Source organism: Legionella drozanskii LLAP-1 (assembly GCF_001467585.1).
GTDB classification, from domain to species: domain Bacteria; phylum Pseudomonadota; class Gammaproteobacteria; order Legionellales; family Legionellaceae; genus Tatlockia; species Tatlockia drozanskii.
The window spans coordinates 243,116-257,923 of sequence record NZ_LNXY01000027.1 but is presented as its reverse complement, the minus strand read 5'-3'; the positions used below and the strand labels follow the sequence as shown (position 1 = coordinate 257,923).

Here is a 14,808-nt window from a genome sequence, read left to right as displayed (position 1 = left end):
CTGGTGCAGCTTGTCTAGGCGTTGCTGCTGGAACCTTTTTTTATCATTCCGGTATTGCAAAGGAAGAATCGATAGAGGTCCCCTGTCTGAATTCTCTGTAGCAAGGCGCGGCTCACAAATGTATTTAATATCGAGACGGTAAACCCTGATAATTTTAACTCGTTCCAATGAGCGCATCTTAAAGAAGGTTGATAATCATGAAATCAACGAGGATGGTTCTTTTGATATAGCCGATGATATAACCGCAATTGCTGAAAATGCATTTTATGATTTGCCAGCAGGGCAGATCTCTATCGGTAGTTCGGCATTTAGTGGAGTCGGAAATCTTTGATTTAAATCTAGACACAAAGAAAATAGTTTTTTACTTTTCAAGTAACTTGTTTTTAAGATATTTGTTTACAATGAAGTCAGTATGCTCTAAGATCTTCTCAATTTTGACGTTATCAGTGATAAAAACCCTCATTTGAAGGGTAGAAAATTTCTCTCTTTTAAGCTAAATCCTCAATCCTGTTCCTGCATTTCGGCAAGTTAGGACAAACTCCCACTACTGAATTATCGAGGCGACAAACAATGCAAACTAGAATTGGTCCAAATGGGCGCATCCTAGTAAAGGTTTCTAAGAATGAGATCCACGAGGGTTCTTTTGAGATACCCGATGATATAACCGCGATTGATGATAAGGCATTTAGGAATCTCCGGGATCTGCAAGAAATCACTATTCCTGATAATGTGCTCACGATTGGTGAAGAAGCATTTCAGGGCTGCAAAAACCTGAAAAAGGTCAGGCTTTCTAATAACTTAACTTCCATAGGGTCCTCGGCATTTGTCAATTGTGGTATAGAGCAAATAGATATTCCTGACAGCGTGACTATAATCGATGCTTACGCTTTCGCGGAATGTAAGTTAAAAAGCATTAAGCTGCCTGCGAGTCTGAACTTTCTTGGTTTTAAAGCATTTGATGGATGCGAAAATCTGACAGAGGTAATTTTTCCTGAGGGATTGTTTTCGAAGGGTTGGCCAGTATTTGGATACTGTCCAAGGCTCGAAAAGATCCACCTTCCCATGGGATTGACCTCGATTCCTAGTTTTACATTTACGAGTTGCGTTGCTCTTAAAGAAATAGATATTCCTCAGGGTGTGAGCTCGATAGATTCTCAAGCATTTAATGGTTGTATTAATCTTAAACAAATTTCTCTTCCTGAAGGTATCGAGACAATTGCTGCAGATGCATTTCCTAACTCAGGGGTAGAAACAATATTTATTGATAGTTCGAACGAGGAAGAAAGAGTTAGAATTGCTAACTTATTACCAACTGACTTAAAGGATAAGGTGGTAATGTATTCAAAAACTGAACTGCTTGAACTATTGGACCAAGAACTCCGCAGAATCATTAACGCACCCCAAGCAAATCCACTGTACTCTCTTATGCCTCTGTTGGTCCATAATGGCTTACCTAAATTACCCAACGAAATACTTGTAAAAATCAACCTCTTTCTAGATCGAAACGCTGATTGTTATCAAAATGCCTTAGCTGCAATAAAGAATGTTCCTTTACCAAGAATTCGTGCTGGAGAAAAAGGCAAACGAGACTATGAAGACAAAATAAAGAAGATAGTTAATGACTGCATTGCTAATGGAGAGCCCATAAAGAAGATAGTTAATGACTGCATTGTTAATGGTGAGCCGAGCGAATCCGATTCTTATTCTTTCTTTTTAAAAGCACTCACTGCAACGGCAGCCGTGGGAGGTTTGGCCTTAGGTCTAGCCGCGTTGGTAACAGTTCTTGTGGCTGGCGCAATACCGCTTGCGGCAACTTTGACAGTAGCTGGTGCAGCTTGTCTAGGCGTTGCTGCTGGAACCTTTTTTTATCATTCCGGTGTTGAGATAAAGGAAGAATCGATAGAGGTCCCCTGTCTGAATTCTCTGTAGCAACGCGCGGTTCACAAATGTATTTAATATCGAGACGGTAAACCATGATAATTTTAACTCGTCCCAATGAGCGCATCTTAAAGAAGGTTGAAAATCATGAGATCAAAGAGGATGGCTCTTTTGATATCCCCGATGATATAACCGCAATTGATGCTAATGCCTTTTCTGATTGCTTAGACCTGCAAGAAATCAATATTCCTGATAATGTGCTGACGATTGGTGATGCAGCTTTTGAGGGCTGTGTAAAGCTGAAAAAAGTCACACTTTCAAATAATTTAATATCCATAGGAAACTGGGCATTTGCTGACTGTGAAAGTATAGAGCATATTGATATTCCGGACAGCGCGTACATTATTGGTGGCTATGTATTTTTCGGCTGTAGAAATTTAAAGAGTATTAAGCTGCCAGTGGTTCGGAGCGAAGAACTGTCAGAGGGCACGCCTGGATTAGCTTTAAAACGAATGCTTATGAATTGTAGTGCTCTTAAACAAATAGATATTCCTCACGGTGTGGTCTCAATAGGTTCCCGAGACTTTGGTGGTTGTAGTGGTCTTAAACAAATCTCTATTCCAGAAAGTATCCTCAATATCGCTGCCGATGCCTTTCTTGACTCAAGAGTAGAAATGATAATCATTGACAGTTCTAACGAAAAAGAAAGAGCCAGGATTATTACCTTATTACCAGAGAACTTAAGGAATAAGGTGGTAATCTATTCGAAAAAAGAACTCATTGACCTATTGGAAAAGCAACTTAGTAGAATTATATCAGCTGTAGAAACCAATCCTTTATTTGAACGAATGGTATTACCCCCTGAAATAGTCGCAAGGGTGAACAAATTTATAGGCAAAAACAATCTGTCTTACCAAAATGCCTTAGCAGCAATAAAGCGTATTCGATTACCAAGAATTCAGGATGGAGAAAAAGGCAAACGAGCCTATGAAGAAAAAATAGAGAAGATAATCAATGAATGCATTACCAATGGACAGACCGACGAATCTGAGAAAATAATCAATAAATGCATTACCAATAAACAGACCGACGAATCTTATTCATTTTTATTAAAGGCGCTTACTGCAACTGCCGCTGTTGGTGGGTTGGCCTTAGGATTAGCCGCATTGATAACAGTGCTTGCGGCAGGCGCAATACCACTTGCTACCACATTCACAGTTGTTGGTGCAGCTTGCTTGGGTGTTGCGGCTAGTACCTTTTTTTATCATTCCTATACTGCAAAGGAAGAATCGATAGAGGTCTCCTGTCTCAATTCTCTGTAGCAATGCGCAGCTCTGGAATGGTACCTATTTTAAATAGGGAGGTGATAACTAATGATACCTCGAGTTGTCACAAATGGGTAAATACTAGAATCAATTACCAAATGCCATCGGTCTTTAAAGATAATTCTTGCCAGGTTTCAAGTTCTGATTCCTTTTGGGCAATAGTAATTTTAAGGCATTCCACGGCATCAGATCCTGCTACAAAAGACAGGGGAGGATTTTTAACTTCCACTAGCTCTCTAATAACTTCTGCAAGCTTTTGTGGATCACCAAGTTGTTGATGTGAGCGATTCTCTAGAAAAGCGTGATAATCCTTCATCACACAATCATAATCATTAATAGATCGTGTTAAATATTTCACTGAGCGGTTATCAAGAAAATCTGTTCTAAAAAATCCAGGAGAAATGCAGGTGACTTGTATGCCAAAGGGGGCGAGTTCCTCGGCAATTGACTGAGAAAATCCTTCGACCGCAAACTTACTGGAATTATAAAGTGCACCACCAAAATTACCTCGAAGACCTGCAATCGACGAAATATTTAAAATATGTCCCCGTCGTTGTTTTCTCATGAAAGGAATCACAGCTCTCGTTACATCCATAAGACCAAACACATTGGTATCAAACTCAGCTCGAACCTCTTCTGAAGTAGATTCTTCGAAAACACCTAGATGCCCATATCCTGCATTATTGACAAGTATGTCGATGTGACCAAACTGTTGGATGGCAGCATCAACGGCAAAATGAATTTGTTCCTCTTTAGTCACATCAACTGACAAAGGAAGTAAATTAGGAGAACTCCCAAACGAGCTTATTAACTTGTCAGAATCACGGGCAGTAGCAACGACATTATCCCCAGCATCCAATGATTTTTTTACAATTTCCGCACCAATGCCCCGTGATGCACCCGTTATAAACCATGTCTTTTTCATCTTTTGTGTATCCTTGCTGAAACTTTTAAATAGAAGTAAATTTAGGATTTCTGCTGTAACCAGTGCCGAATATGTTCCTCGGTTTCACGAATGACTTGAATGAGTTGGTGATAAAGTCTATCCAATAACTCCCTATGTCCGGCCTTGTAATATCGCTCAATGTACTGGCAAGCGTATTTTAACCTAATTGTTCCGCAATAAAGAGCACTACTTTTAAAATGATGAGCCAATTTTTCAATCAATGCCCAATCGGACGTAGTATAGGCTTCTTCTAAGCGCTTTAATGTAGGAGGTATTTCTTCTGAAATCATTGTTTCAAGTAATTCCTTTAAAATCGTTTCATTGCCCAGATTAGAAATACCCTCTTTAGTATCTAGCAAAGGGTAGGGATCCAATACAAATAATTTCTCTGTTGTAGCGGGTAAATCTTTACCCAAAGAGGTTTTTTCAGATTCCATTGCAGGAGATTTACTAAACAGCTCAGGTAGAAATTGCAAAAGGACAGATTGCAGCATAGGTAATTTGATAGGTTTAGAGAGAACTTGATTCATTCCTGCGTTAAGGGATTCATTTTCTGCTTCAGTTAAGCCATGTGCAGTTAAACCAATGATGGGAATAGGTGATTTATTTAAACTTTTTTCCCACTTGCGAATTTTCCGAGTTAATTCGTTACCTGAAAGTCCCGGTAATCCTATATCGGTAACAATTAAATCGAAATTTTTAGATTTAGCTAATTCAAGAGCTTCCTCTCCATTGCTTGCTGAAACATAATGGCAACCACTTTTTTCAGCACTCATTTCAATCATTCTTAAAGCAATTTCGTTATCCTCAACTAATAAGAGAGTGACTGAGGAATCCAAAGGAATCGAAGGTAACTCTTTCTTGGTATGAGGCTTAGAACTCCCTTGAGGCAATCTTTTTTCCTTTTGGGATAGGGCTGTTGAAAGATTATCCTTCCTGGCATCTTTCTTCTCCCCAATCATTAAAGGAATAGTAAAAAAGAAGGTTGTTCCTTCTCCTTCAATACTTTCTAATTGAATTTGTCCACCTAGCAAGGTCACATATTTCTCGGCAATATGAAGACCAATACCGTGACCGTGGTGATCACCTTTATAAGAGGGGCTAATACGATAAAATTGCTCAAAGACTTTAGATTGTAAGGAAGCTGGAATTCCAGGCCCCGTATCTTTCACGCTAAATTTTAAGTTTACCGATTTTTCAGCTTGGCTTATTTGCTTAATCGACAGCTTAATAAAACCCTTTTGAGTGAATTTTATCGCATTACCTACTAAATTAAGTAAAATGCGATTTAATTTAAAGCGATCACAAATAATAAATTCCGGAATTCTTTTGTCGATATCGACTTTAAATTCTAGGTTTTTTTCATGAATGGTGGGTCTTTCGAGATGGACTATATCTTCCACACTTTGACGAATATTAAAACAGTCAGCAACAATATCCTCCTCAGACAGATGGGCCGCTGAGATAACATCAAGAACACCATTAAGCAATTTTAGTAATTGCTCACCACTTTCATTCACCCACAAGGCATATTGCTTCTCTTCTGGATCAGCTGATTTCTCTTCCAAAAAGCGAGACATACCAATTATTCCGCTCAGGGGGGTGCGAATGTCATGACTCATATTGGCAATGAATTCAGTTTTAGCATGGTTAGCCGATTCGGCATTTTCTTTGGCACGTTTTAAATCATCGAGTAATTTTTTTTGCTCAGTGATATCAATCGATGTACCCACAATACCAATTATATTTCCACTGTCATCACGTAAAGGGGCTTTAATCGCGGTAAAATATTTCAACTCACCTGTGGCAATATCTCGTATGGCTTCTTCTTGGGCAAGCACTTTTCCGGTTCGCATCACTTCCTCATTGTGATGTTTGATGTGAGCTGCCATATCCGCAGGATACAATTCGAAAAGTGTTTTTCCGACATAGGCTTCTGCCAACATGGCTCCGGTCGCCGCAAAAACAGCTTCGTTTCCTCCTAAAAGCACACTATTTACATCTTCCCAATAAATGGGGGCCGGAAGAATAGGAGCAACTATTTTAAGGAGCTCAAGAATCCTTGCTTTCTTTTGCACGATGTATTTCCTTCATTAAATAGTTACTTACTGCATCATGGGTAAGCTTCGGCCATTCAAAGCCTAATTTTTTTAAAATCGCCTGTGTTTTATCTTGTAATATTCGAAAAGAGGTTGAATAGGCATGTTGTTCATTTAACCAACGTCGGTGGAGTAAAAAAAGTTCGATGGATTGGTGATAGTCAGGATTATTTAAGTGATTAATAATCATCGTAATAAATTGCTCAATGGGCACTTGCTTTACATTAAAGCTATCCTCCTGGGATAGAATTTCACTCAAGTTGCAGGGTATCGGGTTAAATACATGAAATGTATTATTGTTAAGCCCTGCATGATCAAATAGTTTTACTATTGCTTGTGCCGTTAAATCAACAGGCGAGATTTCTTCAATTCCAATTTCAGGAGAAATCATTTTTAAATCAATTAAACAACAGAGTCGGGTAAAAAAACCATTTTCATTACTATTTTCTTGCGCCTTTTGATTTGACAACATAAATGCCAAATTACCTACTCGATAAATGTTACCAATGACGCCGTGTTTCCTATATTTAATAACAATTTTTTCGCCTTCATATTTGGTTTTGACATAGATATTTGTGCGATCTTCCAAATTGTCACCGTCATCCTCTTCAGTAAAAACATAATGGTCACAGTTAGGAACATATCCTTCATTTAAGACTGATGTAGTCGAAATATAGTGAAAATATTTCTGTTGAGTTAACTTAGAGAGCTCTAAAAGATGACTTGTGGCTTGAACATTCGCAAGGTAAAACTTGTCGTATTCCCCATAATGCTTCGTAAGTGCTGCTGAATGAATGATACTATCGACCTGAGTCACGAGTGTCTGGTAGATTTCTTTTGAAATCCCAAGGTCTTTTTTCTCAATGTCGCCTGCGTAGACAAAAAGGCGTTTATTACGAAATTGATGTAAACTACTGTCAAAATAATACTCATATTTTTTATTGACCCGCTCAAAAGCTTCTTCATCGGAAGCAGCTCGGATTAACAAAAAAAGGCTGTAATCGGTTGTCATTAATAAAGTATGCAGCAGATTAGCCCCCAAGAATCCCGTAGCACCTGTTAGTAGCACATGACTGATGGGGGTTTTAAAAAAGGGAGGCTCAATTTGGTGTATGCTTTCAAAATAGCCGTCTAATTTTTTTTGAAAAAGGGTTTCATTGTCTATGATTGGCGTTTTTGACCGATAATCCGCTCTAATTTTTTCTAAATGATGTTTTAAGTTATCTTTAATAAAAGGAATGTTCTTGGCAATTTTTTTGGGCGTTTTTAAATTAAAGATATCCATTACATTGACATTAAAATTGACTTGTAATTTGGCAACAAGACTGATGGCCATAATAGAATTGCCGCCAATCTTAAAAAAATCATCCTCTATACCTACTTTGACTAAACCCAGCACTTTTGCAAAAGATTCGCAAACGCTCTTTTCTTTATCATTGGTTGGAGGAATATAATTATTGGCTATCATTAACTCAGGCATCGGTAGCGCATTTCTATCTAACTTGCCATTGGCTGTAACTGGTAATTGAGTTAAGTGCACTAAGGCATTAGGATGCATATAATCTGGTAAATGAAGAGCAAGATGTGCCTCTAGGTTCTGCTGATTTATTTTTTCATTAGCCACATAATAGGCGACTAAAATCTTATGGTTAGATGAGGGATCTTCGGGTGTAACAAGATTTTTTACAAGGACCACTGCTTGGCTTAGATCAGGATAACTGAGTAACGCATTTTCAATTTCACCCAGTTCAATGCGATACCCTCTTATCTTAACTTGGAAATCATTGCGTCCCAAGTATTCCAAATGACCTTCTGGAGTCCAACGAACCAAATCACCTGTTTTATAGAGACGGCTATTGAGACCTTGAATTTTTTCCTCATCAGTCTGGAATGGATTAGTAATGAACCGTTCTGCAGTTAACTCTCGATGATTTAGATAACCCTTCGCAAGTCCCTGTCCTCCTATATATAACTCACCGACAATACCAACAGGAAGAGTTTGGTTTTCGGCATTTAACACATAGGCTGTCGTGTTAGCTATCGGTTTCCCGATTAAATGAACTTCATCGATTTCTATCTGCTTTCCTGTGGCATAGATTGAGGTTTCAGTAGGGCCATAATAATTAAATAATCTGATTTTATTTGACCAATAATGAGCAGTTTCCTTATCGCAAGGCTCTCCTGCGTAAATAATTGCTTGTAAACTAGGGTACTTAATGCGTGGTAAATTGGCCAATAAGACAGGAGGTAAATACACGTAATTTATTTGATTATCGTAAATGTATTTACTTGTTGCTAGAATATCTCTCCTTAAGGTACTACTCAAAAGATGTAATTCATCGCCACGCAAGAGCGGTACAAAAAATTCCGAAACAGAGACATCAAAGGCATAACTTGTGAACGCTGTTATTTTTAACGGCTCATCAGAATCTTTCTTATATACTTTATCCAAGGCGTGAAGCGTATTAATGACATTTTTATGTTCGATCATTACCCCTTTAGGATTACCCGTCGTACCGCTGGTGTAAATAACATAGGCAAGGTTGGCGCTTGTATCGGCGGAAATGACATTGGTTACATCGAATTCACGAAGCTCTTGCTGAATTTTTTGGCTATCAATCGCGATAATATCGATTCGGCTCGGCGCTGATTGAAGTTTATAATCGCGAAAATCTAAAAGCGGTGCTAATTTATCGCGATGTATTTCATTGGTTAGAACCATTTTAACTTCTGTATCGTCAAGGATATATTCGATACGTTCAGTAGGGTAGCTTAAATCGAGCGGTACATAGGCTCCGCCAGTTTTTAAAACAGCCAAGATGGCTATTAGCGTGTATTCATTTCTTTCCAATAATAAGGCAACTAAATCATCCGGTTTGACATGGTAATGATCAGTTAAGTAATGAGCTAGCTGATTGGCTTTTTGATTAAGTTCTTTATAGCTGAGCTTAATTCCTTCAAACACCAAAGCCGTTCTTTCAGGCCTCTTTTCGACCTGCTCTTCGAAGAGCTCAGGCAGCGTTTTTCCTTGAGGAAAAATTTGCAAGGTCTGATTAAAATCAGACAAAATCAACTTCTTTTCCCGTTCAAAAGTTAAATCAAAAGTTATTAAGGGAAGCTCTGGATTATCGAGTAATTTATTACAGTAATTAAAAAAGCGAGGAAGAAGGGATGATGAGACATAGTCTGGGAATAAATCTGAAAAAATATCCAGACTGAATATTAATGAGTCTCCCTCTTCCTTGTATTTGACACTCAAATTTGAATTTGCAATTTGAGGATAGCTTTTACTTTGGAAAGATTTATTATCAATGAAGAGATTCTCTGGTTTAGCAAAATTCGAACAGGCAAAACTTGAGATAGGAGCAAATTGAAATCGGTTTCTTAGCTCAACTTGGGAAAGCAGTTTGTAAAAGGCCAGTTTGTCTCTTAATCCTTTAATTAAGGATGAATAAGTCACTTGAGGATCAAGTCTCAACGGCAAAACAATTAAATTGATAAAACAACCTGGTATGGATTTATCATTTCGAATATTAACTGGATAATTCACTAAGCTGTTTTTTTGATTGCTAAGCTTAGCTATAAAAGTACTCCAGGCTAACAACATCAAATTGAAAAAACTAAGACTATAGTTCCTATTTGCATTCATTAATTTTTGCTTTACATCTTGCGGTAGAGCTTCAGTAAAATATAAAAGCTCAGACTTTATATTAGAATGCTGATAGTCCATGTTATTAGCTATATCGTCCACCTCCTGGATGTAGGATTCTAAATCAGGATGAGTAATATCCTTTCGCAAAGACAACTCATTTTTTACCCGTGATAAGTAAGCTTCTGCATTTTCGCAAGCTATACTTCGACCTGCGATTAATTGATTTAAATCGTTAATAAATTGTTCAAGGCTAAATCCATCCATAAGAATATGGTGAATGTTAAAAAGAGCAAGGTAACTCTCATCCTCGTTTATTTTGATTAGGTTCAAGCGAATTGCTGAATATTTTTCGAAGTCATGCGGTTCATTGGTCAATGATTTTTCAAGTTTATCAAGTTCAGTGACTGTTGATGAAAAAAAATGAATGTTTGCGGGCAAATCACTATGGATCCGGGCAACTACGGTTTCTCCCTCAAGTGTAAACGTTTGCCTTAAATGCGCCTGCAATTTGATTAGCTTTTGCAGCATTTCAATCAATAAACTGACTTGGCATTCACTCGTTAAATGATACGAAAAACATAAATTATAGCGATTATTAGAATTATTAGTTTGGCTTTGTTCTGCTAAATAAAAGGGTAATAAGCTATTGGGTGCATGATATTTTCTCATAATGCATCAACCCTCTTGCTCATAAAACTAGGATGACCTATTTTTCTAAAAAGAATAAGAGCAAAACTATTTTTTATTTTTGTAAAAAAAAGTCCACTATGGAGAAAATATCCTCCTGATAAATAAATAGTTATTACTATTTTTATTCTTGACATACGAAACCTGATTATCACTGATATTCCTATTATAGTTTAATTGTCGATCAGGGAAAATAAATTTTAACCATTCCTGGTTTGAGGTTTAGGTTAGAAGAATAAGCAGACCAACCTATCAATTTTAAAAATTATGGTTATTTTTGGGTTTGAAAAACAAAGAAATAGTTTTTGATGTGCAAAATATTTCTGAAAATCCAAGAGCATAGATTCGTTGGTTGCAGACGGTAGCCGTAGCCACTTCTTGAAAAGACAGTGGCTACTTTACGCTATCCTTTAAGGCGTTGTTTTGAATGGAGAGGGTGATTTGTACTTTTCTTTTTCCGATTCTTCTTTTTCTTCTTCTTGCTTCGGTGCTGTAGTTGGAGCAGGAGATTGTCCGCCAGACTTAAGTGCTTCCAAACGTTTTTTGGTATCCGCTGTAGGTTGAGGTTTAGGATTCAAGACTCTTTCGAACATGGAAAGCCCATCGGCTATTAATTTTTGTGTATTAGGAGCAGCAGTCGCTTGGTTTTCTTTTAATTTAGCGATAATTTCTTCTGCACTACCTGAATAGACCTTGCCATCACCACAAGAAAAATGATACTGACCTAAACGTTGTCCATTCTCATCGACTTCTGCGATTATAAATTTGCGTCCTTTTCCATCCGGGGGTAGTTTGGCTTGATGGTTTATAAATTCTTCCATCTCTTCACGGCTAGTAAAAACTAAAGTGCGCTTGGCGTCTAGTTTCCTATCTGGAAATTTTTCTTGGTAATCCTCAACTAAATCATCGCTGTCTTTTTTCCAGGGTTTAATATCTACGAGGTGAAGGCTGATTTGCTCTATTTCCTCCTCCTCATCTTTTTGGCTTGCTTTTGCGAGCTGTACTGCCTCTTCTTCAGCCTCCTGTTGAGCGTGTAGACGATTGCTCGTTGCACGTATTTCATTTTCTTTGGCTAAACTCTGAGCTTTTAGTTCTTCTTCTTTCTTTTTCTCTTCTTCTCTAAGTGCATCTTTCGCTTTTTGGGCTTCTTTATCTTTTTCAAACCGTTCATTACTCATAATTAATCTCCGTAAGCAATAGTATTCATTAAGCATCGATCATTTAGATTATTTATTAATTATAGCTAAGGAACCGACGAGTCTAAGCCATTATATAATGAGATAAAGCGAGGAAATTTTTTATTCCAAGAATGATCGAATAATTTTCATTATATTGTACAAAACTAGACCACATAGCTTTTTTTAACGAACTTTTGCTTATTTTACCCCATTAATTCCTTGCAATGCCATATCGTCTGAACGGAATAGTCTTTAAAGCAGGTCATTCTATGGTCAGTATTTCCCTTTCGGGGTACAATAATGGTTTTAATCAAAATTGCTAGGACATTCATGTTAGAAGTAAATCAAATCACGCTTGATTTGGCCGATTTAGATGAGCGAACTAATGCGCTTCGGGGGTATCTTTGACTTTGATAGTAAACGCGAGCGCCTAGAAGAAGTAGTACGGGAATTAGAGTCTCCAGGGATTTGGAACAATCCCGAGCAAGCACAAGCTTTAGGCAGAGAGCGGGCCCAGTTGGAAGCGGTGGTTACTCAATTAGAACAATTAAGCCAAGGTATCACTGATTTATCTGAACTTTTTGAATTGGCTCGTGAAGAAGACGATGAGGCCGCAATTCATGACGTGGCTACAGAAGTTGCTGCGATTGAACAAAAAGTTGCGGTTCTTGAATTCAGACGGATGTTTTCTGGCAAAATGGATGATTCCCATGCTTATTTGGACATCCAGTCGGGATCCGGAGGCACGGAAGCACAGGATTGGGCTGAGATGTTGCTACGAATGTATTTGCGTTGGGGCGAACATCATGGATTTACCACTGAATTAATTGAATGTTCAGCTGGTGAAGTAGCCGGAATAAAAAGTGCCACGATTCATTTCAGCGGTGAATATGCCTATGGTTGGTTACGTACTGAAACAGGAGTACATCGTTTAGTTCGCAAATCACCTTTCGATTCGGGCAATCGTCGTCATACGTCGTTTGCTGCGGTATTTGTATCACCAGAAGTCGATGATGATATTGATATCGAAATTAATCCAGCGGATTTACGTATAGACACTTACCGTGCATCTGGAGCAGGTGGTCAGCACGTTAACCGAACTGACTCAGCTGTACGAATTACTCACGCGCCAAGCGGAATTGTTGTTCAATGTCAGACGGATCGAAGTCAGCACAAGAACAAAGATCAGGCGATGAAGCAATTGCGTGCTAAGTTGTATGAAATGGAAATGCAAAAGAAAAATGCGGCGCAACAGGCGCTTGAAGCGAGCAAATCTGATATAGGCTGGGGGTCACAGATTCGTTCTTATGTATTAGATCAATCACGCATCAAAGATTTGCGTACAGGCGTTGAAACGTCGAATACTCAAGCTGTTTTAGATGGTGATTTAGATCAATTTATTGTAGCAAGTTTGAAAGCAGGAGTAGGGGAAGCATGATAGAAGAACAACATTTAGACGAAAGTGAAGTTTATCAAATTCGCAAACAAAAATTAGCGGATTTGCGGTCTAAAGGATTTAATTTTCCTAATCAGTTTCGTCGCCAATATCTGGCAGCTAATTTGCTAGATCAATATGCCAAGATTGATAAAGAAGCTCTAACAGCGCAGACCATTAAAGTGGCTGTTGCTGGGCGTATTGTTTTGCGTCGTATAATGGGAAAGGCTAGTTTTTTTCATATTCAAGATGTTTCAGGACGTATCCAGATCTATGTGCGTCAAAACGATTTACCAGAGCTTTATGAAGAATTTAAGCATTGGGATTTAGGCGATATTGTCGGCATAAAAGGCGAGCTATTTTTAACGAATACCGGTGAGTTAACTGTCAACGCCGAAGACCTTGAATTGCTGACTAAATCTTTGCGGCCTTTACCGGATAAATTCCATGGTTTGGCTGATCAAGAAATGCGTTATCGTAGGCGTTATGTTGATTTAATTGCCAATGAAGAAAGCCGACAAACTTTTCTGGTACGTTCAAAACTCATTAAAGCATTTCGCCAATTTATGGATAATCATCAGTTTTTAGAAGTAGAAACGCCAATGATGCATCCTATTCCTGGCGGGGCAGTCGCACGTCCATTTGTAACCTATCACAATACGCTCGATATGGAGATGTTTTTGCGTATTGCTCCAGAGTTGTATTTGAAGCGTTTAGTCGTCGGCGGCTTTGAGCGTGTTTATGAAATTAATCGCAATTTCCGTAACGAGGGTCTCTCTACTCGCCATAATCCGGAATTTACCATGGTTGAGTTTTATCAAGCTTATGCGGACTTTAACGATCTCATGAATTTCACTGAGCAATTGCTTCGTCATCTTTGTGATGTGGTCTTGGGTAAGCGACAAATCGACTATCAAGGACAGATCATTGATTTTGCCCAGCCCTTTGCACGAATGAGCGTAAAAGAATCCATTTTGCATTACAACCCGGAAATTAGCGCTGAACAACTTGAATCTGTTGAGAGCTGTAGAGCTTTAATTAAGCGTTTTGGTTTTGAGTATAAAGACAGTGATCGGTTGGGTAAGTTACAAATGATTCTGTTCGATGAAAAGGTGGAGCATCTGCTCATTCAACCCACCTTTATCACTGCTTATCCCACAGAGGTTTCCCCTCTGGCGCGTCGTAATGATGCGGATCCCGAAGTGACCGATCGTTTTGAGTTTTTTATTGCTGGACGAGAAATTGCTAACGGCTTCTCAGAACTTAATGATGCTCAAGATCAAGCCGATCGTTTTCTCAAGCAAGTTGAAGAAAAAGACGCAGGGGATATTGAAGCGATGCATTTTGATAGTGATTATATTCAGGCTCTGGAGTACGGTATGCCACCTACTGCTGGTGAAGGAATAGGAGTTGATCGCTTAGTGATGTTATTCACGAACTCGTCTTCTATCCGGGATGTAATCCTGTTCCCACATATGCGTCCGCATGATTAGTCGGTTGGGCCTTGGCCCAACAACTCTACGTACCTTCTGGCGAATACCATACGTACTCACCGTATTCTTTCTTTTCTATATTTGGCGAAACAGCTTATTACTCATGGATTAGAGT

The 14,808-nt window shown here is 38.5% G+C and carries 8 protein-coding genes; 4 read left to right on the top strand and 4 right to left on the bottom strand.

The features are described from left to right. The first annotated feature begins 570 nt into the window (after nucleotides 1-570). Complete coding sequence (locus Ldro_RS10390) at nucleotides 571-1,929, top strand: leucine-rich repeat domain-containing protein (RefSeq protein ID WP_058496354.1); 1,359 nt, start codon at nucleotides 571-573, stop codon at nucleotides 1,927-1,929. Nucleotides 1,930-1,973: 44 nt separating this feature from the next. Then, complete coding sequence (locus Ldro_RS10385) at nucleotides 1,974-3,200, top strand: leucine-rich repeat domain-containing protein (protein ID WP_058496353.1); 1,227 nt, start codon at nucleotides 1,974-1,976, stop codon at nucleotides 3,198-3,200. Nucleotides 3,201-3,294: 94 nt separating this feature from the next. Here Ldro_RS10385 and Ldro_RS10380 read toward each other — a convergent pair whose 3' ends face one another. From Ldro_RS10380 to Ldro_RS10365, 4 genes are all read right to left on the bottom strand, one after another. After that, complete coding sequence (locus Ldro_RS10380; RefSeq protein WP_058496352.1) at nucleotides 3,295-4,128, bottom strand: oxidoreductase; 834 nt, start codon at nucleotides 4,126-4,128, stop codon at nucleotides 3,295-3,297. 41 nt (nucleotides 4,129-4,169) lie between these two features. Beyond that, nucleotides 4,170-6,227 (bottom strand): PAS domain-containing hybrid sensor histidine kinase/response regulator, encoded by a 2,058-nt coding sequence (locus tag Ldro_RS10375; RefSeq protein ID WP_058496351.1) that lies wholly within the window; start codon nucleotides 6,225-6,227, stop codon nucleotides 4,170-4,172. Then, nucleotides 6,202-10,569 carry a non-ribosomal peptide synthetase gene (locus Ldro_RS10370; RefSeq protein WP_058496350.1) on the bottom strand — a complete coding sequence of 1,456 codons (4,368 nt, stop codon included), beginning with the start codon at nucleotides 10,567-10,569 and terminating at the stop codon, nucleotides 6,202-6,204. Before Ldro_RS10370 ends, Ldro_RS10375 begins: the two co-directional genes overlap by 26 nt. Nucleotides 10,570-10,997: 428 nt before the next feature. After that, the gene (locus Ldro_RS10365; protein ID WP_058496349.1) at nucleotides 10,998-11,765 is read right to left on the bottom strand and encodes a hypothetical protein; all 768 of its coding nucleotides are present in this window, start codon (nucleotides 11,763-11,765) and stop codon (nucleotides 10,998-11,000) included. Between the two features lie 330 nt (nucleotides 11,766-12,095). On the opposite strand from Ldro_RS10365, the gene prfB reads away from it, so the two are divergent. Further along, a protein-coding gene (gene prfB, locus Ldro_RS10360; RefSeq protein ID WP_131764314.1) for a peptide chain release factor 2 occupies nucleotides 12,096-13,203 on the top strand; the annotation gives its coding sequence in 2 pieces (ribosomal slippage) (nucleotides 12,096-12,170 and nucleotides 12,172-13,203; 1,107 coding nt in all). Then, nucleotides 13,200-14,693 (top strand): lysine--tRNA ligase, encoded by a 1,494-nt coding sequence (gene lysS / locus Ldro_RS10355; protein WP_058496347.1) that lies wholly within the window; start codon nucleotides 13,200-13,202, stop codon nucleotides 14,691-14,693. The genes prfB and lysS overlap by 4 nt, the downstream gene beginning before the upstream one ends. Nucleotides 14,694-14,808: the final 115 nt, after the last annotated feature.

Excerpts from the sequence above, each read along its gene's own strand:
- Ldro_RS10390 (WP_058496354.1), top strand. The coding sequence starts at position 571 with ATGCAAACTAGAATTGGTCCAAATGGGCGCATCCTAGTAAAGGTTTCT.
- Ldro_RS10385 (WP_058496353.1), top strand. The coding sequence starts at position 1,974 with ATGATAATTTTAACTCGTCCCAATGAGCGCATCTTAAAGAAGGTTGAA.
- Ldro_RS10380 (WP_058496352.1), bottom strand. The coding sequence starts at position 4,128 with ATGAAAAAGACATGGTTTATAACGGGTGCATCACGGGGCATTGGTGCG.
- Ldro_RS10370 (WP_058496350.1), bottom strand. The coding sequence starts at position 10,569 with ATGAGAAAATATCATGCACCCAATAGCTTATTACCCTTTTATTTAGCA.
- Ldro_RS10365 (WP_058496349.1), bottom strand. The coding sequence starts at position 11,765 with ATGAGTAATGAACGGTTTGAAAAAGATAAAGAAGCCCAAAAAGCGAAA.
- lysS (WP_058496347.1), top strand. The coding sequence starts at position 13,200 with ATGATAGAAGAACAACATTTAGACGAAAGTGAAGTTTATCAAATTCGC.